Origin of the sequence: Spirosoma endophyticum (assembly GCF_900112365.1) — a bacterium.
In the GTDB taxonomy this organism is placed as follows: Bacteria; Bacteroidota; Bacteroidia; order Cytophagales; family Spirosomataceae; genus Spirosoma; species Spirosoma endophyticum.
On sequence record NZ_FOLQ01000003.1, the window covers coordinates 208,782 to 230,419 of the forward strand.

A 21,638-nucleotide genomic window follows, 5' to 3' on the forward strand; every position below is an offset into this window, starting at 1 on the left:
GAGAATCAGCCCTTCAACGTAACAATATGCTGGTTATTTTTTGTCAATCTTATCGGCAGCCTTCTCAATCGAGTCCGAAATATCATCGACAACTTTATTTGCTTGTTTCTTCACTTTATCGAAGTCATCGGCACTTGACCGTTGAACCTTGATATACGAATCCGATAGTTGATTCCGTTTGTCTTCCAGGTCTTTAACCCTATCTTCCCGTTTTCTCCGATCTTTCCGGCTTTCGTTCTTCACTTCGGCTTTGGCCTCATCAAGTTGTTTGTCAACTTTATCCATCTGTTCCGAAATGCGGTCGCTTAAATCACGACGATCCTTATCTGCTCCGTTATTACTGGATTGATCGTTATTGCGGTTGTTGTCCCGATCATTCCGGTTATTGTCGCGCATGTCGGAGTTATTCCGGTTATCGCGGCTATCCTGGTTTTGGTCAGATGAATTACGTCGGCTGTCCCGATCATCCATGTTGTTATTCCGACGATCATCCGAGCGATTATTATCCTGACGGTTGTCAGAATTATTGCGATTGTCCCGATCATCCCGATCGTTCATTTGACGACTGTTGCGATCGTCATTCCGGCTATTGTCGGAATAATTCCGGTTGTTATTCGATCGATTATCGTTCCGATCGTTGTTAGAATTCCGGTCGTCATTTTGACGGTCATTATTCCGGTTATCGTAGCGATCATTGGATGAATACCGGTCATTGTTCGATCGATTGTCGTTCCGATCGTTGTAGGAATCTCTGTCGTCATTACGTCGGCGGTCATTATCCCGGTCGTTGTAGGAAGAGGATGAATTCCGATCATCGTTCCGGCGATCACTATTTCGGTTGTTATAACGATCCCTATCGTCATTAGACCGGCCATTATCACGGTCGTTGTGCGAATTGCGGCTGTCAGAATAGCGATCATTGTACGAATCGCGGTCGTTATACGTCCGGTCATTGTCAGAATAACGGCTATTGCTTGACCGGCTATCGTACCGATCATTGGAGTCATCGTTGCGATCGTTGTATGAACTCCGGCTATCATCCGACCGGCTCCTGTAGGGATTGTTGTAAGAACTACCCGACATTTGGCTTGACGAACTATAGCGATCATCATCTGATGACCGATATGAATTACTATAAGGATTGCGGTATGAGCTACCACGAGAATCGTTGCGGCTCATCCGCTGATCATCCCGATTCCTACGGCTGGACGAATTGTTATCATTCTCATCATCACGATCCCGCGACACGCGTGTATCGCTTGTGCGATCCCGTTGTACAATGTCCTCCTGGCTATTTTTAGAATTTCCGTAGAGCCAGCGCTCAGTTGATGCGCAGGACGATAAACCAATCGTAGCTGCCAAAAAAGCCCCTACTACCCATATTTTGCGTTTCATAACGTTGTATCATTTGTGGCAAATACCAATAAATTAGATTAAAAGAGCGGATTCACGCCATTTTGAATGGTATAACCAGTGGAGCAAAACAAATGTTGGGATTTTGTTAGATAATTAAGGGCAAGTAGTGTATTTCCAACTTCTCCAATACATTGGCGGCCAATGTATTGAGGGAAAATTTATTGAATCGTTACGTTCCGGGCTCCATTATAACTTCTATATTCTCCATTGTACATCGCATCAGCCGAAACAGGACCTACTACGAAGCGGCCTTTCGAAATCGCTCTGGCTAAGTAATAAAACGTTCGTTCCGTGCCGGTAGCGGAGGTATAAAAATTGATCCGGTCGTCGCGTAGATCGAAATGGTCAGGAACGTCAGGCTTATTTATCCAGGGCATATCCCGTGGCTCTGTCAAACGCGGATTTTCGATTTCAAAGCCAGCCGGTAGTAAATCAGTTATCACTACGTTATCGACGTTCAGGCCATTGGTGCTGCTCAGCGTGATCTTCACAACGACCAGATCATTCTGCCGAATCTCGCCCACCACTTTGCCATCACGGTTCAGGTACTGCCGACGCACGCGCAAACCGTTGTCCTCTTCCGCAATTTTACCGCTGGCCGATCCCGGCCGGGCCGGTACGCCTTCGCTCTGCGCAAAGTAATAAACATTGCCCGATCCTTTGGCGGTTAGCGTCAGTAGTACGTTAGTTGGCACCCGCTTAAGATTCAGTAGAGTATTGGACATCGTGCCAAGCGACGTACTACCTGTGGTAAGGGTGGCCGTAACGGTACTGTTCGCGGTTTGTCGAGCCAGCTTACCAAGAGCCAGAAAGGCAAAAGCGGCTTCCTGTGTATTGAGATAGCTGGTTTGATTGAGCGCGGTAGATAGCTGGCGAGCCAATGTGGGAATCTGAATATTATCGCGGTCAGTGTCCACCAGAGCGTCGAGAACGAGGGCCAGATTACGTAGCGGTGACGCATAACTACCACCCGTTTGCCGCCCGGTTGTGTTATCCGTAAATCGCTTGGGAAGCAGGGTCGTATAGCTACGTGTGTCGCCCAGTCGGAAGAAGGTCGATGCCAGCAGATAACGGCTGTCGGATGTTAGCAGACCGGCGTTCTGTTTGTAATAATTCATGGCTGATCGGTTGGGTTTCCCCGCTACCGCCAACGCATACAACGAATAAATACTGGTTCGACTGGCTACTTTATGAAGTGTCTTGGTGCCAGCCTCATCGAAGGTAACGGCGTTTTCGGTAGTTGGGCTATTCGTATAGGTAGTCAAAAAGTCAATGGCCGAACTTAAAACCGATGCGCGTACTTCATAGCCTGCTTCCTGCGCTTCGGCCAGAAAATGTACGGCGTAGGCAGTTGCCCATTCATCGACATTCGACCGTCCCCGCGTGGCTTCACCCGACACGGCTGCCATGCCCGGCCACATGGTGAAACCGCCGTTCTGCGTCTGCAACCCTTCAACTGCCTGAACCGCCTGCCGGACATTGGTCGTTGGATTGAGGTCACTGTCGCCCGCGCGAACGAAATACGTATTAGTCGCTAATTGCTTCGCCAAATCCGCGAAGTAGAGCTGCGGGAAGGCTTTCGAAATCGTCTGCTCAATGCATCCGTGCGGATAGCCAAGCAAGTAAGACAACTCACGACTGTACTGAGCAGCTGGTGATCGGCTCAATGTTATGCTAGCCTTTGCGGTACCGGGCAGGAAATTGCCCGCCAGTTGGAACGTTTGTGCCTTGCCACCCGCTACAACACCTGCCAGCGTCGTCTTTTGCAGAGAAGCCGCCGGGCGAACTGTTACGTCCGTTTTTTCGGTAAACGTTTCGTTTAACCCATTAACCGTTACGGTAATGGCAGCCGCACCAATCGCCTGTTTCGCAGAAATTCTGAAAATTGCGCGGCTCTCCCGACCGGGTTGAATCGTCAGTTTTTGTGTACTCAAACTATCGGCTACTAGCGGGCCAGTCAAACTTATTTTTGCTGTAACAACTGCCGTTTGTTTCGTCGTATTGCTCAGGTTAACAGGTAATTCGAGCTGATCGCCGGGGGTCAAGAAACGGGGTACGCCTGTACTGATAACAATGGGGTCAGCTACTTTCATGTTGCTGTTGGCTGACCCGAACGCATTGTCTTTGTAAGCGACCGCCATTACGCGCAGATCCCCCGAAAACTGCGGCACATCGACCGAGAACTCCGCTTCACCATCCGAGCCCGTTTCTAAAATCCCGCTCCAAAGCGCTACCAGTCGCACGCGACCATTGCTAAGGGGATTGACCCGTCGTTCGAGATCATAGCCATCCCCCCCGAAACTTGAAGTTGACTTCAACGAAAGTTCGGGATAAAGTAGCGCGTAGAGATCGTGACTACCCACTTCGAGGGCCCGCTTCTGGTAGAAAAAACCGTAAGGGTCTGGCGTTTTGAAGTTCTTAAGTTGCAGGATTCCTTCGTCCACAACGGCCACCGTTACCTGAGCGTTGCTTGCTGTTTTAATATGTATCACCTGCTTCGTTTTTGATCGGGATTGCGTTGTTGCCGTAATCGTCACGGGCAACTTCGTGTCGGCATCCTGAACCGCCACTGGCGCAAAGCCATGCGCAACAGTCAGTGGAAGATGGTCTGCGCCAGCACCCCGGTTATCAATAGCCCGAATGAGCGTTGCTGTTACGTAAACGTTCGGTAAGTGTTCGCTCCCAATCGGGAAACTCCACTCCGCCGATTTGTTATTCGTTGTCAGCCAGTGCTGCTCAAGCACGCGATTACGCTCAACGGTCACGAGCAATTTACCGTCAAAGGGCGCTTTAAATAGTACCTTGGCTTTATCGCCAGTTTGATACGTTGGTTTATCAAGCGTCATCAGAATTTGTCCTTCCTGACTTACCTCAAATGACGATGCGGACGTACTGCCGTAGCCATACGCATAAAACGTAGTGGCTGTATAACCCAAGGCGTCTGGTCTGCGAATCCGTATTTCGTACTCACCCGAAACGGTTGGCACGTAGCGGAATGCCGACTTTCCGGCTTTGAAAAGTAATGTATTCACGTAAACCTGCTTCTCCCGTCGTTTCGTTGTGTACTTTACCTGCTGATCTTTCTTCTCAATAACCGTCTGATAATCATAGCGTACCACTTCGACCGCTGCCGAAGCCGAAGCACGTAGCGCGCCATTTGGATCAAGAGCAACTAGGTCGGCGGCAACGGGTGCGTTGGTGGCTACGTATCGGTCAGGCAGTCGGACCCCGAAAAACGTGTCTTGGGTAAGTACGTCAAAGCGCCGGAGTCGATTGACAGGTCGGCCATTCTCATCGAATACAGTGATAAATAACTTTCCTTCCAACAAGCCAATGTCCTGGTAAAGGGGAGAGATGGGGAATTTCTCGGTTGCCTGTCCATTCGCGTTAGTACGTCCCTGCCGAAGCTCTTTCGGAAAAACGCCAGCCTTACTCGTCGCGTCGCCTGTACTCGTCGCGTTATCGCTGGGAATATCAAAGTCATAGTCACCGAATCCTTTGGGCGCAAAAACTTTCCGCTTCAGTTGCAATTCCATTTCGTACGCCCGATCGGCAGCAGGTGGTCCGAACAGGTTCAGGGCTGTAGCAGAAAGGGTGATGGTTTGTCCTGATTTGTAGCTTGTTTTATCCGTCAGAACGTCTACTTTAATTCGGTCAGGGACGAACTCCTCAACACTTACCGCCTGCGATGTCAACAGTACGTTGTTGGCATTCAGGACTTCAATGGAGTAGCTTCCCGTAACAGCGGCTGGATTGAGCGGTATGTCGGTTGTTACGGCCCCCTGGGCATTGGTCATTTTACGAAACGCCCTCAATTCGCGCCCGTTGGGCATCAGGACGCGAATCAAAACCGGAATTTCGCCAACACTTTGCCAGGTCTGTGATCGGATGACGGTGTTAAAATGGATCGTTTCGCCGGGACGGTAAATGTCACGGTCGCCATACACGAAGGCATCGAAGCCTGATTCGTTGTCGCGTTTCCCCCCCACCTCAAAGCGGGATGTTTCGACCTGCGTATCTGGCAAAAAGAGAAAATTGAAATCGTCGCTGTTGGGTTTGCCGGATGTTCGGGCGGTGAGTAGGGCAACCTTGAAACCGGGTGCTTTTTCGCTTACTTTATCAAATTTGGCAAAACCGGTGCCATCGGTTTCGAGCGTATAAACAGATTGGTTATTGCTGCTCACCAGCGTTATCTCTACGCCCTGCAAGGGTTCCGCGGTACGTATCGAATTCGCCCAGACCAGTACTTCATCCTTCGTTTGCCGGGCCACCAGACCAATGTCAGAGATTGACACTAATTGACTGGCTTGCAGATAAGCCTCATCTTTGGAGTCAACGGAGATTAAATAAACGCCCCGGAGTGGATGCTCGTTGAAATTATTACTCTGATCGGGTAGCGCCAGATTCAAAGCTGAAACGCCACCTACTTTCGGCAAGTCGGCCGTCTCGACTGTTTTGTTAACCAGTACGTCGCTTAGGTCGCCTGAATCGTCGTTACCGTAATTGAATGCCCCCGACGGCCCCCATTCGCCGTTCGCTTTTTCCTTGTATTCTTCGTAGCGATTCGAGCGCAGGTAATTCAGGATGTTGTTCTCGTAGACCTTTGCAATCTTCACCTGCACCTTGGGCACGTTGACGATATTCAGGCCAATATTCCGTGCTCCTTTTGATGACAGATAGAGCGCCTTTTTATTGGCAAACTGAATACTGGCGGGCATTTTTCCGAAGAACAGATCGCGCGTTACAGGTTCCTCTAGCTTCGTCCCCAACACGCCCCGAATCTGATCGGTCAGCGTTAAAACATACGTATCTGTTTCGTTAAAATCTCCCCGGATGATAAAGCCATTTTCGGTTAGTTCGGCCGTAGTGGCAACCTGTGGCTGGATTGAATAATACTGGCTTAAGTCGCCCGGCTGTAACTCCTGCGTGGTTATAATACGTACTACCCCTCGGTTATTTTCGAAACGTGCCTGCACATCATTGATCTCAATTTTGTAGCGAGAGGGCAACGTAGTGGTTTGCTCAATAGCTTCTTTGCTGACATAGGCCGTGTTGGGTACTTTAAGCCCTTTCTCCAGTTTTATGGTAAGCGGCTGTTCATTCTTTACCGCTGGTGCATTTGGCAGGGTTAAGGCCAGCGTGTTCGGAGCATCACTGGACGACGTTTGCGACGTAATGGACTTGCCTTCAATGGAAATCGATAATTTTTCGGCTACATCTGCTGTGGAAATTGGATAGTTAAAATTGAGTCGGGACTTGGCGACAGGCTGGCCGGTTTCGCGCGAACGGGACCACCAGTTTTCGGTGCTGGTTAGTTGTAGATACGGGGTGTGAAACGATATATCATCGCCCGACACGTTCAGGTCTTTTTGGGAAGAACGTTTCAATAAATTATCAGTTAGCTCGGCGCGGTAGTCTGTGGCAGGATCGAAGGCAAGAGCGGGTGAAAAGACCAGTTCGTTAGACGCTGTCCACTTGAATTTACCCCGAACCGCCGGTATGAAGCGAACATACTGCGTTGAATCCCACTCATTGAGTTGACTGGTGGGACCAACGTTTTTATTGAATGTAAAGATCAGATTCTGAGTTTGTTGGATCTCATCGTCAAAGTTTCGACCCACTACCGAGACTTCGTTAAACGGCAATCGTGAACAATTTAAAAGGGTAAAGACGAGGAATAGGAAGAAGAGAAAAAGAGCAGGAAAACGCGTTTTCATGGGGTTATTGGAGAAGAGCCGAATATTAACGAAAAACCCGTTCATAACAGATGAACGGGTTAGTATTCGGACGGAATTTGTAGGTATCGTTGCCCCATTTTTCTGAAACAACAACTACTCATTTTTAATAACTATTCGGATATCATTGCTACGTCCTTTATCGTCGGCGCAGGATACTTTTAACGTACCCAGTCGGGGTTGGAAAAAGACGGCTTCGGTTGGTTTGGCCCGACGATATAATTTGTCGTTCAGATACCAGAAGACGGTTTGTACGTCATTGGCAGCCAGGCAGCCCAGCTCCATTTCGACAGGGTGTTTTGCGTTGATAAAATAGTCGCTACCATCGTTTAAACTCGTTATCAATGGTCTCGTTTGCCCAACTTCCGTACTTCCGAACACGCGCTCACAGGCTGGGTTATGCGGTGGTGCGACTTCAAATGGAATATGGCGGCTTTGATAAAATGCGGTAACCTCCGGCGATAAGTTTGGGTAAGAACGGGTTATGGCACCCGAGTCGGGGCGGCAGTGCGCGCAATACGAAATTGTTCCGGTAGCGTTTGTGAAAACAGCCTTCTGGTGCTGACAGCGTCGGTAACGTGACACACCCATGATGCAATAATCAGCCACGGGATTGGTGCAAAACTCGCCAGGAATTTCGCCTGTTTCGGGGCAGATGAGCCGCATCGCCAGTTTAGTGGCCGTTTTAGGTGCTTTGAACCAACCGCTTGGTGAATTGTAATCCAGTACGTTGAATAGCTGGAACAGCAAGGGCGTTGCGGTATTGGCACCACTGAGTTCGGCCACGCCCACGCCCGAAAAATTTCCGACCCACACGCCAATCGTATATCGTTGATTGTAGCCGATGCTCCAGGCATCCCGGCGTCCATAGGACGTGCCGGTTTTCCAGGCAATGCGAGGCAAGTGATAGCTATTGTCGAAATTATTAGGCAAGTCGGGGCGGGTAATCTGGGTAAGCGTGTGTGTGACAAGGTAAGCCGCTTCGGGGGAGAGAAGGTTAACTGGCCCCACCGACCCGTTTGACCGCCCAGCCCTCCCCTTAAGAGAAGGGAAAGGGGTTACTGGCTGGCTTCCTCCCTCCCCTTTTTTTAAGGGGAGGGCTGGGCGGTCCGACGGGTCGGTGGAGTAATACATCCGCAACGCCCCCAACTTCCCCCCATTGGCTAGCCCCGTATACAGGCGTGTCATTTCTTCCAGCGTAACGCCACAGCCGCCCAAAATCATGGAAAGCCCTAATTCCTTAGCCTGTTTTTTTATGGTTGAAAAGCCTGCTCTCTGAAGCGTCGAAACAAGCGTTGGTGTGCCGATCTCTTTTAGCAAGGCCACTGCCGGGATATTGAGCGAGTTTGCCAGCGCAAACTCGGCCGTGACTGGGCCGTTGAATCGACGGTCGTAATTGTCAGGCTCATACCCACTGAAATTGGTAGGTACGTCGGCCAGTTTGGTTTTTGGCGTAACAAGGCCCGCGTCGAAGGCCAGGCCGTAGAGTATGGGCTTTAATGCACTTCCCGGCGAACGTACCGCCCGAACACCGTCCACCTGTCCACCATCAAATGCATTTCCAAAATCGGCAGAACCAACGTAGGCAATTACCTCCTGAGATTGGTTATCCACAATCAGTACGGCCGCGTTGTGGATATTGCTGGCTCGCAGTCGATCCGCATAATGTTGTACCAAACGTTCTGTAGTTGACTGAGCCGTTGGGTTGAGTGTAGAATGAATGATGGGAGCATTTGGATTCTCCGCCCGCAACCGGCGCGATAGGTGAGGAGCCAGCTGGGGCGCTTCGCGCCGGTAGGCCGTAAGTGGCTCGTCGATGGCGTCGGTAATGGCTGCCTCATCGAAGAGCCGGGCCGAGCGGAAGCGACTGAGCCAGCGATTTCGTTCCTGCACGACGAGCGCATTATGCACACCTAACCGCAGGCTCGATGGCCGGTTTGGGATAATGGTTAACGTAGTGAGTTCAGCCAGACTGAGCAAAACGGGCGGTTTTCCAAAATAGAGCAGTGAAGCCGATTTCAGCCCTTCAATATTGCCCCCATATGGAATCAGATTCAGGTAGAGTTGTAGGATCTCGTCTTTGGAATAATGAACTTCTAACTGAATCGCCCGGAATAGTTCGATGAGCTTACTGCCGTAGGTACGTTCGCGGGGCTCTAGTAGCCGGACGGTTTGCATCGTAATCGTTGATGCGCCCGATGTACGGCGACCTGTAAGCAGGTTTCTGCCTATGGCACGTAGCATGGCGACGGGATTGAAACCGGGATGGTACCGGAAATATTTATCTTCCTTGAAGAGAATGGCCTCGCGAAGGGTAGGTGTAATTTCGGGTAGTTCGGCATACATCCGCCATTTATCGTCACGACTTAGAAAGGCGTGTAAAATGGACCCGTCCCGGGCGGTGATGATGGTCGAATAGGCAATATCAGTTTGGACGGGAAAGAAAAAATCCAGACCTAAAAAAATCAATATGGCAACGGTCAGGGTTTTCACCAGACGTGATTGCCAAATTCGTTTGGCGATACCGCGAATGTTTTCCAATATTGGCCTAAACATTAGTGTATTTCTGGTTACTTCCCGCTGTGCCCTTGCGTCAGAGCAAAGTTCATTTGACTGCAAAAATCAGTGAATTCCCTTAATCAACGAAACCATACCGGGTTACCGGTGTAATTAAAAATGACCATTCAATTCTTTGGCGCAGCCCGAACCGTAACTGGCAGCAAGCACCTGATCACAACCGCCAGCGGTACACAAGTTTTGCTCGATTGTGGGCTTTTTCAGGGTATCAATACAGATGAACTGAACCAGCAATTTGGTTTTGATCCAGCTCAGGTCGATTATATGGTGCTGTCGCACGCGCACATCGACCATACAGGGCTGATTCCCCGGCTTGTGCGACAGGGATATAAAGGACCCATTTATACTACGTCCTCAACCATTGACCTCTGTGAATTGATGCTGATGGACAGTGCCCGCATCCAAGAGCGCGATCTCGAACGCGTCAATGAACGGCGCAAACGGCGTAATGAGCCGGAACTGGAAGCCTTATACGACGAAAAAGATGTGCAGCAGGCCCTTGACCAAATGCGGCCTGTCGACTATAATACGCCGTTCGTTGTCTGCGATGAAGTGACAGCTTTACTGACCGATGCCGGCCACTTGTTGGGCAGTGCATCGGTCAGTCTTACCATCAAGGAAAACGGAGCTGAAAAGCATCTGTTCTTTAGTGGCGATATTGGTCGGCCCGATGATAAAATACTACGTTCACCCCAACCGTTTCCGCAAGCTGATTATATCATTTGTGAATCGACCTACGGCGACCGGCTCCACGAAGCCGAACCCGATATGAAAGCGCATTTGCTGCGTATCGTACAAAAAACCTGCGTGGAAGGACGGGGAAAACTAATTATTCCAGCTTTCGCAGTTGACCGCACGCAGGAAATAATTTATGCACTGGATCAATTGTCAAGTGAAGGGCAGTTGCCGCGATTATCCGTATACATCGACAGTCCGATGTCAGTGAAAGCAACGCAGGTTATGCGGGATCACGAAGAAGATTTCAATCCTGATATTCTGGCGTACATCAAAAAAGACGGTGATGCGTTTGACTTCCCGAATCTGCATTATATTACGGATGTCGAAGAATCGAAGGCGATCAACGACAGCAAAGAGCCGTGTATCATTATTGCGCCCTCGGGAATGGCCGAAGCCGGCCGTATCAAACACCATATCAAAAATAACATTACCAAGCCCAATACGACTATTTTAATGGTTGGCTATGCGTCTCCCAACAGTTTGGGAGGTGCCTTAAAACGAGGTGATAAAGAAGTGACTATTTTTGGTGAACGCTATCCTGTTGTTGCACAGGTCGCCATTATGGATTCATTCTCGGCCCACGGCGATTACCGAGAGATGCTTCAAGTCTTGAGCTGTCAGGATGCCTCCCGTGTTAAACGCATTTTTCTGGTTCACGGGGAGTATGATAAGCAACTAATCTGGAAGGATCATTTGCAGGTAGCTGGATTTCAGCATATCGAGATACCGGAAATGCGGGAAAAGATTACGTTATAATGGGCTCATATAAAACCGTAAATAAATGAAATGCCCCCGGCTTCTAGAAGCCGGGGGCATTTCATTCCAGGAAAATGAGTCGTCAGATTAGGTAAAACGAGCACGGGCAAATGGAACCCGCGAGAAACAGTGATTCAATACTACGCGATATACTTTACCAAATTGCGCGTAACACCACCGTTTAAGTTGCTTGAGTTCTTTAGGAATAAGCATTTTAATGGCTTTCGCCAGTTCTTTTTCAAAGAGGGATCTGTCAAAACTTACCTTCTGAAGGATTGTTTTGATGTATTCAAGCATAGAGAGCATAATACGTCATTTTCTAGTTAAGGAAGCCTATGGATATTAAAAGAGGTCAGTTGGTTCGTTCTTATTAAGCGTAACGATCTAGTCAACAATTTGTTGCTCAAAATTATCAATGTTTTTTGACATATTCCGCAAATTTTTTGTACTATACTTTTATTGTGGATTTGCTGTATTTGGGCAAGTCACTGATAATGTTGCAACTATAGAATTAGGCGAAACTGACTTTCCGATTGAACGGCCTTTTACCATCTCAGTCATTATCGCGAATAGTGAAACGCGCCCAACGATCAACTTTCCAGATATTACCGGCTTTACGAAAAAGGGAACATCGGCGAGTGTAACGACAAGTGAATTAAGCGGAAAAACAATTACTAATCAAGTAATTACGCAAAATTATCAGGCTCGTTTGCCGGGTCGGTACCGCTTGCCTCCTTTTTCCATAGTCGTCAATAACGAAACAGTGGAGTCGGATGGCGCTACACTTACAGTTCAGCCTTCATTAACCAGTTCGTCACCGCTCAGTGCTACGTTAAGTACAAACGATATTGTGCCCACTGGCGCGGCTTTCCTGTCGCTCAGGTCGTCGAAGGCCGCGATCTATACTGGTGAGGGCGTTGCACTCACATTGTCGTTTTTCGTCGCTGATAATTATCCTTTTGAACTTAATTTTACGGCGCTCAATACTCAGCTACAGGTAATAATTAAAAAAATACGACCGGTTAATTCATGGGAGGAAAATCTGGCTATCAATGAGCTAAAACCCGTTCCGGCAATCGTTAAAGAAAAGAAATTTCGTGAATATCGGCTCTACCAGTCTATCTTTTTTCCACTATCAAATCAGGCGCTGAACTTACCTGCTGTATCGCTTCAATTAGGGCGACGGCCTGTTATTGGTCCACCACAGTCAGACGCCGAAAAAGTCGTCTTTACCAGCAAGCCATTGACTATCGTTATCAGACCGTTACCTGCGCACCCCTTACGAGGTCGAGCACCCATCGGAACGTTCCGGCTGGAGGAGAGGTTGGAAAGGCAACGCATTGGTGTCGGGCAAAGTGTTCGCTATACGTTTGTAGTTGCAGGTATGGGTAATATTGCTACGCTCCCAGCACCGACGATCATGAATGAAAATACGGACGTTGATGTATTTCCACCCGAAAAACGTCATGTACTTAGTCAGGACGGTAATCAGGTAACGGGTAATAAGACCTTTACTTATTTTCTTATACCGCACCAAAATGGAGCTGTTTCGTTGGCAAATCACTTTCAATGGATTTACTTCGACCCGCAAACTGCACGCTATGATACGCTTCGACCTCAACTGACGCTGCAAGTAGGTGGTAAAGGTCCATTAGATGCTACGTTATTAGCATCTGGAAACGGGGAAATTGGACAAGGTATGCCTGTTGGTAATTCGTTCTATACCGGAATCGAAGCTATGGATAGCTCCAAACAGCCAATTAGTGTCTCGGCTTTGATTAGGGCCATAGCCAATGTGCTGATCGTGATCATGTTATTAGGAATGATTTTTGTGTTTATAAAAAAGTAAAGCTGCCGGGTAGGAACCAAAGTGTAACAATACCGGGCGAAATTCACCAGCATGAGCAGTACTTACGGAATACTATTTAAGATTTCTACATTCGGCGAATCGCACGGGCCCGGTATTGGTGTTGTGATTGACGGCTGTCCTGCCGGTTTGCCATTCGATGCTGATTTCATTCAGCATGAGCTGGATCGACGCAAGCCCGGCCAGTCGCGCATTACGACCCAACGGCGCGAAGCCGATGAGTTTGAAGTGCTCTCGGGCATATTTGAAGGCAAAACGCAGGGAACGCCCATTGCCTTGCTCATCCGCAATACCGACCAGCGTAGCAAAGATTATGGCCACATTGTCGAACAGTTCCGGCCTTCTCACGCTGACTATACGTATCAGACGAAATATGGCTCCCGGGATTATCGGGGTGGCGGTCGGTCGTCGGCCCGCGAAACAGCCGCCAGGGTTGCGGCTGGTGCCATTGCCAAATCACTGCTGGCGCAGCAGGGCGTTCAGATACAGGCTTACGTCTCACAGGTTGGTAAACTCAAGCTCGAAAAACCATATACGGAATTAAATCTGGCCCTTGCAGAAGAAAATGCCGTCCGTTGTCCCGATCCTGAAACGGCCGAACAAATGTTTCAATACATAGACGAAACCCGCAAACGAGGTGACTCGATTGGAGGCATCGTCGACTGTGTTATAACCGGTGTACCGGTAGGCTGGGGCGAGCCTGTCTTTGATAAACTCCACGCAGAATTGGGTAAAGCTATGTTGAGTATCAATGCGGTGAAAGGCTTCGAATATGGTAGTGGATTTGCTGGAGCAGAGTTGTACGGCTCCCAGCACAACGACGAATTCTACACGGATGAACAGGGCCGCGTTCGGACGAAAACAAACCAGTCAGGCGGAATTCAGGGAGGTATAAGCAATGGTGAGGATATCTACTTCCGCACAGCATTCAAACCTGTGGCTACGATTATGCAGGATCAGGATAGTGTTGACGTAAACGGCCAACCCGTAACGGTTTCAGGCAAAGGTCGCCACGATCCCTGTGTGGTTCCCCGTGCCGTTCCCATTATTGAAGCGATGGCCGCATTGGTGCTAGCCGATATGTATTTGCGGAACAAGGTAGCCCAAGTGTGAAAATCGCCCGAAAGGTCTTATTTTTTCTTGAAGACGGCTTGCATAATGGCGAACCCCAGAAAAGCGAAGCCAATCGCCTGCGCCGAAATACCGACTGTCAGCAACGTACCTGTTGCTTCCCATTGATGGCTCTTTCCATAAGCCCCCAAAAGTGTCAGGACAAGACCGGATAGCCAGAACCCGGCTGCCAAAAGTATGTATTTGTTTTTCAGAGTAACCATTAGTACGTCGATGCTGGTAAGACGGCTATATTAAAACATCTTGAGCGCCCGTTTATCTTTTTGCTTTCTACTAGCCTTTGCGATGGCTATGTTGTTGCCGGGGTTGGTTATGGCGCAACCTGATCTGGCTCGGTTTTCGTTCCGCCGTGGACTGATGGGGACGCAGTTTAACGTTATTTTCTACGCGCCCGACAGCCTGATCGCCCATCGTGCCTATGCAGCCGTTTCGGTTCGGATGGACTCCCTAAACCAGGTCATGAGTGATTATATGGATGGTTCAGAGATCAATCGGGTATCGGCAACAGCTGGCTCTGGTAAATGGGTCCCGGTATCAACAGACTTATTTAACGTATTGGGCAAAGCCCAAACTATAGCCCACTTGTCGAATGGCCACTTCGATCCAACGGTTGGCCCGCTGTCGTTACTATGGCGTAGGGCCGTTCGCCGGAAGGAGTTTCCAACCGCCAAAGAACGTCGCCAGGCCAGGCGTTCAGTGGGCTACAGGCTACTGGAGTTGGATATTACAACGCGATCAGTACGTTTACGTCGAGCCGGGATGCGGTTGGATGTTGGTGGTATTGGGCAAGGATTTGCCGTTGACGAAGCGCTAATGGTTCTAGGCCGTTTTGGCATCCGCTCGGCCTTAGTCGATATTGGAGGTGACATTTTAGCCAGTGATCCGCCACCAGGAAGTGCTGGCTGGCGAGTAGGGATTGGATCTGGTAAAGCTGGTGATGCAGACACGACAACGATTCTGCTGAGAAATGCAGCGATCACTACCTCCGGGGATACGTATCGTTTCCTGGAACATAACGGCCGACGTTACTCACACATCATGAATCCACGCTCGGGTCTGGGGCTGAAGCACTTTGTTCAGGCAACCGTTTTCGCGCCCGATGGATACCATGCCGATGCACTTACCAAGGTGTTCAGTGTGGCAGGTATGCGCAAAAGTCGTCGGTTGCTACGTCGTTTTCCGGGCGCCAAACTCCTCCTGCTGGAAAATAAACGGGGTCGATTGCACAAATGGCAATCGACCCCGTTCTGACAACGTATTGAGTTTCTATACTGTTATTGTTTTACCTGGTACGGCAATTTGATATAGACCGTTGGCATCAGGCAGGCTTTTGGGCATGGCATCCCATGCCAACGTGGTGGGGAACAAGTCGATTTGAGAATTTAAGGCTTCATCCCACTTTACGACTTTGCCAGAGTACGTCGCCATACGACCCATAATCGCAGTCATTGTACTTTTCGCTACGCGTTCGGCGTCAGCAAATTTGTATTGACCTTTAGCAATGGCGTCGAATAATTCATCGTGTTCAATCTGGTACGGATTCCCGTCTGCTTTGGCATCGTGGGTGTACATTGGTTGCCCATTATAACCCATCAAGGCGCTACTTTTCTTTTCCATTCCTTCAATTTTACCTTTTGTTCCGAGGAACATTTCGTCCACCCGACTATAGGTACCTTCGTAGTGACGGCATTGACTATTAATGGTGGTGCCATCGGCGTAAACGAAATCGACGATGTGGTGATCAAAAATCTCGCCGTAATCTTTTCCCGTCCGTACCTGCCGCCCGCCCGTTCCCTGACAGGACACCGGATAGCTGTTTTTCACCCAGTTAGCTACGTCAATGTTGTGGACGTGTTGCTCATTGATGTGATCGCCACATAACCAGTTGAAGTAATACCAGTTACGCATCTGGTAATCCATTTCGGTTTGGTTTGGCTGGCGAGGCTTTTGCCACACGCCCCCGCTGACCCAGTATACCTGTCCACCTACGATTTCTCCCAAAGCTCCATCGTGGATGCGCTTGATCATATCGCGGTAGCTGGGCTGGTAGCGCCGTTGTAAGCCAACCACTACGTTTAATTTTTTCTTCTTGGCTTCTTCCGCAGCTGCCAATACTCGCCGAATGCCTGGCGCGTCGGTTGCTACGGGTTTTTCCATGAAAACCTGCTTGCTCTGACGGACGGCTTCCTCAAAGTGGCTTGGCCGGAAGCCGGGAGGGGTAGCAAGAATCACCACATCCGCTAAGGCCATCGCTTGTTTGTAGGCATCAAAACCAACAAATTTATGATCCTCCGGTACGTCCACTTTGGGTGAACCGTCAGCTGCTTTAAGGCCACGCTCGGTTAAGGCTTTGTAAGCCCCGTCCAAACGGTCGCGGTAAGCATCGGCCAGGGCTACAATTTTGACATTCTGTTTTGTACTGAGCGCCTGTTGAGCCGCGCCAGTGCCACGACCGCCACAGCCAATGAGGGCCACCTTGATGGTATCATTTACGGAGAAGTGATAGCCTCGATTTGGTTGGTCTGCTGCGTTGGCGCCGAAGGGGAGGCTGCTCAAAATAGCGCCACCTGTGAGTAAGCCAGAATTTCTTAAAAATTCCCGGCGATCCTGATTCGACTCGTTCTTCATATTCTGGAGAAAATTTCGGGTGAGAAAGTTGTCTGATACAGAAGTCAATACGACTAATAATTTACTATCTGAATTAAAATATAAAAGGATAAGATTCTACCAACTCATGCTTAAAATTCATTAATGTCAAGAAAAACTTGCACGAAATGAAGAGTTATTCCTATGTTTAACCTCAAAGCCAGTAGGTTTTACTTCAATCTCTCTATACGCTATACCTATGAAAAAATCATTTACTTATTCAGCATTCGTACTAATGCTCTTTTGGTTACTGAGTATTACAGCATTAGCGCAGACGCGCGTCGCTGGAAAGGTTACGGACGAAAGTAAAAAAGAGGAATTAACGGGGATCAGCATTGCTGTGAAAGGCAAGGTTATTGGTACCATCACTGATCAAAAGGGAAATTTTTCATTAAGCACAAATACGCCCACACCTTTCACGGTGGCTGTATCGGGTGTGGGTTTCCAGACGCAGGAATTTGTAATCAATGGCGATCGCACCGATCTTAACGTGAGCCTGAGAGAGCAGGTGACACTTGGTCAGGAAGTGGTAGTAGCTGCTTCGAGGGTTGAAGAAAGTGTTATGCAATCGCCCGTTTCGATCGAAAAAATGGACATCCGTGCGATCCAGAACACGCCCGCGCCGAGTTTTTACGATGCTTTACGGAACTTAAAAGGGGTTGAAATGTCAACGCAAAGCGTTACGTTTAGCAACTTCAATACAAGGGGATTCTCAGGAAACGGTAACACACGAGTTGTACAAATGATGGACGGTATGGATAACCAAGCGCCCGGCCTGAATTTTTCTGTAGCGAACATCGTCGGTATGTCGGAACTGGATGTTGAAAGCGTCGAATTACTACCGGGAGCCGCTTCGGCTCTTTATGGACCAAACGCTATCAACGGTCTATTGTTAACCACAAGTAAAAGCCCTTTTTTATATCAGGGACTCAGTGCTAATGCAAAAGTTGGTCTGATGAATGCCAGTAACCGAACTAAGCGATACAGTGAAGAGAAACTTGGTGCCACACCCTATACCGATTTTTCTATACGATATGCCAAAGCATTCAATAACAGATTTGCGTTTAAAGTGAATGTTGGCTATTTGACGGCTCAGGATTGGCAGGCTACTGATTATCGTGATCAAAGTTTGGTAAATGGGGCTGGTCTGTCGGGTACGCGTGCTACAAACCGGGGTTATGACGGAATCAATATTTATGGCGATGTCGATCCTGGATTCTCCCAATATCAAATTTTGAGAAGTGCTCTGGCACAGGCTACTCCGGGTTCAGGTTCTCCTCTTTTGCCCCTTAATCAGGGCATTATGCAATTAGCTACTCAGTTTGGACCAGCGGCTGGATTAACCCCCACGCAGGCTTACGATCGGGTACTGACCGATTTGTATGCTAATCCACTTGGCTTTAATTATACCAGAACGGGTTACCGCGAACGTGATTTGGTCGACTATTCGGCTCGTAGTTTAAAGCTGAATGGTTCCCTGCATTATAGAATCGGAGAAAATGCAGAGGCTATTCTCCAGGCCAACTGGGGAACGGGAACAACGGTTTATACAGGTGCTGACCGGTATTATCTGAATAAATTTAACATAGGTCAGTATAAAGCAGAAATACGTGGTTCAAATTTCTTTGTTCGGGCTTATACAACACAGGAACGATCAGGCGATGCTTATGCGGTTGGTATTGCAGGACTAGGTATGAATAATACGTGGATAGTCGATCAAACGGCAAACGGTCCTGTTGTCAATACAGCACCAACAGCTACCTATTTTGGCACGGTGGCAGGTACGTATGCAGGTGTTAGTTTTCCCGCTTTTGTAACGGACCTTCAAACCCGTTTAGCCGTTCCTGGGGTAAATCCATTAGTGGCTTATCAGGGTGCAGTGCTGGCAAGTCAGGCTAATTCTGCTGCCTATTTCAATCAAGTTCAGCAATTGGTTGGAAATGGACAGGTTTATAAGCCTGGATCGCCCGAATTCGAGGCAAAACTTCGGGAAGTTACTGGCAAAGCAATTCCGGGAGATGCTAATGGAGTAGGGGCCAAGTTTCAGGATCGTACCAATTTGTACCACACTGAAGCTATGTATAACTTTAATAAGGTTATTGATCCCAAAACAGCCGAGATTATTGTTGGGGGTAATTATCGAGTCTATGAGCTAAACTCTGGCGGTACCATCTTCTACAGCAATAATGGCAAAGAACCGACGATCAGCGAGTTTGGCTTATATGCACAGGTGCAAAAAAGTATTGCTGATAAATTGCGGTTAACTGGTGCTTTGCGGTTTGATAAAAATGAGAATTTCAAAGGGCAGTTTAATCCACGTTTGTCGGCAGTATATAGTGTGGACCGAAACAATAATATAAGGGCCTCTTTTCAGACAGGATTCCGAATTCCAACCACGCAAGATCAGTACATTGACCTCTTAACTCCCCAGGCTCGGTTAATTGGATCCTTGTCTCCTTTACTTCAAAAATATAATCTTACGCCAGCCAACACATTCACCTACGAATCAATTTTGGCTGGTCAGCCCAAAGCATATGATTTTCCCACCTTTAAGCCCGAACGTGTCTCCACTATAGAGTTTGGTTATAAGGGTCTGATTAATAAACGGTTATTGATTGATGCCTATTATTACAATAGTACATATCATGACTTTATAGGAACAGTCACTCTAATTCAACCGACAGGTGCTACCACGCGTAATGTGTATGCAGTAACAAAAAATTATACGAGTCCCATTAAAACACAGGGTTTTGGTATTGGGTTGGATTATTCCCTGCCTGGTAATTTTCAAATAGGAGGAAACGTATCGAACAATACGTTAAATACGGGTGGTGTTAGCTTGTTCAGTGGTGAAATGAATAAAAATACGCTGGAAGACGGTTTTCAGGTTAGATACAACACACCTAAATATCGCTATAATGTTAGCCTTGGAAACCGAAATATTAAGGGTAGTGGGTTTGGCTTTAACGTAGTTTATCGTTACCAGGATGCTTTTGAATGGCAGTCGTCGTTAGGAAACCCGAATATCAATATCACGTCTGATATCAGTAATCGACCTATTATTGCAGCTTTTGGCACCCTTGACGCGCAAATCAGTAAACGAGTTCCTTCGATTCACTCGACCTTCAAAATAGGGGGCAGTAATATTCTTCAGAAAGAATATACTACCGGCTGGGGAAACCCGACAGTTGGGTCAATCTACTACGTTAGCCTGACGTTCGATCAGTTGATGAACTAGGTTAAATAAATCAGGTTATAAAACGCCCGGCTTTCTCCCTGAAAGCCGGGCGTTTTTGTTGTATCAGGCGACTGGCTGGTCGAACTTTTAGGACAGTTCTGCCCTTACTTAAATAAGCCTGCATCTAACGAATCTGTTATCTCGTACGCTATTGAGCAACGTTACGTCTTCTGATCAACTTCCCGACGCTCTCCCCCGGCGGTTGAATCTACTGCAAGGTACGGCCCTGAACATGATCGACATGGTCGGCATTGGGCCCTTTGTTGTATTACCATTAGTTATCAAAACGCTTGGTGGACCGCTGTTTTTATGGGCCTGGATACTGGGCGCCTTTGTATCACTGATTGATGCGTTTGTGTGGGCTGAGTTAGGAGCGGCTTTTCCTCAGGCAGGCGGTAGTTATAACTTTCTTAAGATTTCGTACGGCGAGCGACGCTGGGGACGATTACTATCATTCCTGTACGTCTGGCAAACGCTCATTCAGGCTCCGTTAGTCATGGCTTCGGGCGCCATTGGGTTTGCCCAATATGCCTCCTATCTGATGCCGTTGGATGAGTGGCAACGTAAAGCCGTTTCGGGAGGAGTTGTTCTGATTATTATCGCTCTTTTGTATCGAAAAATAGATTCAATCGGCAAAATTGGGCTGGTTATGTGGGGGGCGGTACTCTTAACGTTGGGCTGGATTATTGTTGGTGGATTGAGTAATGCCCGAATTCCATTAGCTGATACGTTTCAGTCCATGGGCTCGGCTAGTGGTGGACTCATCGCGGCTGGCTTGGGCCAAGCTTCCGTCAAGACCATTTACTGTTATCTCGGTTATTATAACGTCTGTCATCTGGGGGGCGAAATCCAGCGGCCCACGCGCAACATCCCGGCCAGCATGTTCATTTCGATTGTGGGGATTGCGGGGTTGTATTTGTTGATGAACCTGAGTGTAGTAAGCGTTGTGCCGTGGCAAATCGCTCAGGACAGTAATTTTATTGTTAGTACGTTCGTAGAAACATTATACGGACCTGGTGCCGCCCGACTGGCAACGATTCTAGTATTGCTGGTGGCCTTTTCGTCGCTGTTTGCCGTTTTGCTGGGGTACTCTCGTGTACCCTATGCCGCTGCCGCTGACGGTCAGTTTTTTCGAATTTTCGCTAAACTGCATCCGACGCGTCAGTTTCCGTACGTATCACTTCTGTTCCTGGGTGGTCTGGGCTTTGTATTCAGCCTTTTGTTCCGACTGGGCGACGTAATTACGGCTATTCTGGCCATGCGTATTGTCGTACAGTTTGTTGGGCAGGCAATTGGCTTGTTACTTCTCCATCGCCGACGGGCAGCGTCGGAATTTCCCTTCCGAATGCCACTTTATCCATTGCCCGTACTCTTAGCGATCGGTGTTTGGCTGTTTGTTTTCTTCTCGACGGGTCTAACCTTTATGCTATCTGGCCTGACAGTTATCGGGCTCGGTATTGTAGCCTTTCTGATATCAGCGGGAGTCAGGAAACAGTGGCCCTTCGAAAAAACGTAGTGCCGACCGTCCACAATA

At 48.4% G+C, this 21,638-nt stretch carries 12 protein-coding genes; 6 read left to right on the forward strand and 6 right to left on the reverse strand.

Annotation, left to right across the window (positions count from 1 at the left end):
* Nucleotides 1–33: 33 nt before the first annotated feature.
* The 3 genes from BM202_RS09980 to pbpC all read right to left on the reverse strand — a co-directional run bounded on the left by BM202_RS09980 (nucleotide 34) and on the right by pbpC (nucleotide 9,707).
* Nucleotides 34–1,395: a sll1863 family stress response protein gene (locus BM202_RS09980; protein WP_093825520.1), complete on the reverse strand. Its 1,362-nt coding sequence runs from the start codon at nucleotides 1,393–1,395 to the stop codon at nucleotides 34–36.
* 179 nt (nucleotides 1,396–1,574) lie between these two features.
* Nucleotides 1,575–7,133 (reverse strand): alpha-2-macroglobulin family protein, encoded by a 5,559-nt coding sequence (locus BM202_RS09985; protein WP_093826251.1) that lies wholly within the window; start codon nucleotides 7,131–7,133, stop codon nucleotides 1,575–1,577.
* 114 nt (nucleotides 7,134–7,247) lie between these two features.
* Nucleotides 7,248–9,707 (reverse strand): penicillin-binding protein 1C, encoded by a 2,460-nt coding sequence (gene pbpC / locus BM202_RS09990; RefSeq protein ID WP_093825522.1) that lies wholly within the window; start codon nucleotides 9,705–9,707, stop codon nucleotides 7,248–7,250.
* Between the two features lie 120 nt (nucleotides 9,708–9,827).
* Between pbpC and BM202_RS09995 the strand changes: the two genes are divergently transcribed.
* Nucleotides 9,828–11,222: an MBL fold metallo-hydrolase RNA specificity domain-containing protein gene (locus BM202_RS09995; protein WP_093825524.1), complete on the forward strand. Its 1,395-nt coding sequence runs from the start codon at nucleotides 9,828–9,830 to the stop codon at nucleotides 11,220–11,222.
* 87 nt (nucleotides 11,223–11,309) lie between these two features.
* Here BM202_RS09995 and BM202_RS10000 read toward each other — a convergent pair whose 3' ends face one another.
* Nucleotides 11,310–11,528 (reverse strand): hypothetical protein, encoded by a 219-nt coding sequence (locus BM202_RS10000; protein ID WP_093825526.1) that lies wholly within the window; start codon nucleotides 11,526–11,528, stop codon nucleotides 11,310–11,312.
* A gap of 109 nt (nucleotides 11,529–11,637) precedes the next feature.
* On the opposite strand from BM202_RS10000, the gene BM202_RS10005 reads away from it, so the two are divergent.
* Entirely contained in the window at nucleotides 11,638–13,071 is a 1,434-nt protein-coding gene (locus BM202_RS10005) for a BatD family protein (RefSeq protein ID WP_093825528.1), read from the forward strand.
* 51 nt (nucleotides 13,072–13,122) lie between these two features.
* The gene (gene aroC / locus BM202_RS10010) at nucleotides 13,123–14,202 is read left to right on the forward strand and encodes a chorismate synthase (protein ID WP_093825530.1); all 1,080 of its coding nucleotides are present in this window, start codon (nucleotides 13,123–13,125) and stop codon (nucleotides 14,200–14,202) included.
* A 17-nt stretch (nucleotides 14,203–14,219) separates the two neighbouring features.
* Here the strand turns inward: aroC and BM202_RS10015 are convergent, their stop codons facing one another.
* Nucleotides 14,220–14,423 carry a hypothetical protein gene (locus BM202_RS10015; RefSeq protein ID WP_093825532.1) on the reverse strand — a complete coding sequence of 68 codons (204 nt, stop codon included), beginning with the start codon at nucleotides 14,421–14,423 and terminating at the stop codon, nucleotides 14,220–14,222.
* 40 nt (nucleotides 14,424–14,463) lie between these two features.
* On the opposite strand from BM202_RS10015, the gene BM202_RS10020 reads away from it, so the two are divergent.
* On the forward strand, nucleotides 14,464–15,471 hold the full coding sequence (locus BM202_RS10020; RefSeq protein ID WP_245776606.1) for an FAD:protein FMN transferase: 1,008 nt from the start codon (nucleotides 14,464–14,466) through the stop codon (nucleotides 15,469–15,471).
* A 15-nt stretch (nucleotides 15,472–15,486) separates the two neighbouring features.
* On the opposite strand, the gene BM202_RS10025 is transcribed toward BM202_RS10020, so the two are convergent.
* On the reverse strand, nucleotides 15,487–16,848 hold the full coding sequence (locus tag BM202_RS10025; protein WP_093825536.1) for a Gfo/Idh/MocA family protein: 1,362 nt from the start codon (nucleotides 16,846–16,848) through the stop codon (nucleotides 15,487–15,489).
* Nucleotides 16,849–17,065: 217 nt separating this feature from the next.
* On the opposite strand from BM202_RS10025, the gene BM202_RS10030 reads away from it, so the two are divergent.
* Complete coding sequence (locus tag BM202_RS10030; RefSeq protein WP_093825538.1) at nucleotides 17,066–20,104, forward strand: TonB-dependent receptor; 3,039 nt, start codon at nucleotides 17,066–17,068, stop codon at nucleotides 20,102–20,104.
* Nucleotides 20,105–20,255: 151 nt separating this feature from the next.
* Nucleotides 20,256–21,620 carry an APC family permease gene (locus BM202_RS10035; protein ID WP_093825540.1) on the forward strand — a complete coding sequence of 455 codons (1,365 nt, stop codon included), beginning with the start codon at nucleotides 20,256–20,258 and terminating at the stop codon, nucleotides 21,618–21,620.
* Nucleotides 21,621–21,638: the final 18 nt, after the last annotated feature.

Bases quoted from the DNA above. Each gene is read 5' to 3' on its own strand.
- BM202_RS09980 (WP_093825520.1), bottom strand. From the start codon at position 1,395: ATGAAACGCAAAATATGGGTAGTAGGGGCTTTTTTGGCAGCTACGATT.
- BM202_RS09985 (WP_093826251.1), bottom strand. From the start codon at position 7,133: ATGAAAACGCGTTTTCCTGCTCTTTTTCTCTTCTTCCTATTCCTCGTC.
- pbpC (WP_093825522.1), bottom strand. From the start codon at position 9,707: ATGTTTAGGCCAATATTGGAAAACATTCGCGGTATCGCCAAACGAATT.
- BM202_RS09995 (WP_093825524.1), top strand. From the start codon at position 9,828: ATGACCATTCAATTCTTTGGCGCAGCCCGAACCGTAACTGGCAGCAAG.
- BM202_RS10000 (WP_093825526.1), bottom strand. From the start codon at position 11,528: ATGCTCTCTATGCTTGAATACATCAAAACAATCCTTCAGAAGGTAAGT.
- BM202_RS10005 (WP_093825528.1), top strand. From the start codon at position 11,638: ATGTTTTTTGACATATTCCGCAAATTTTTTGTACTATACTTTTATTGT.
- aroC (WP_093825530.1), top strand. From the start codon at position 13,123: ATGAGCAGTACTTACGGAATACTATTTAAGATTTCTACATTCGGCGAA.
- BM202_RS10015 (WP_093825532.1), bottom strand. From the start codon at position 14,423: ATGGTTACTCTGAAAAACAAATACATACTTTTGGCAGCCGGGTTCTGG.
- BM202_RS10025 (WP_093825536.1), bottom strand. From the start codon at position 16,848: ATGAAGAACGAGTCGAATCAGGATCGCCGGGAATTTTTAAGAAATTCT.
- BM202_RS10030 (WP_093825538.1), top strand. From the start codon at position 17,066: ATGAAAAAATCATTTACTTATTCAGCATTCGTACTAATGCTCTTTTGG.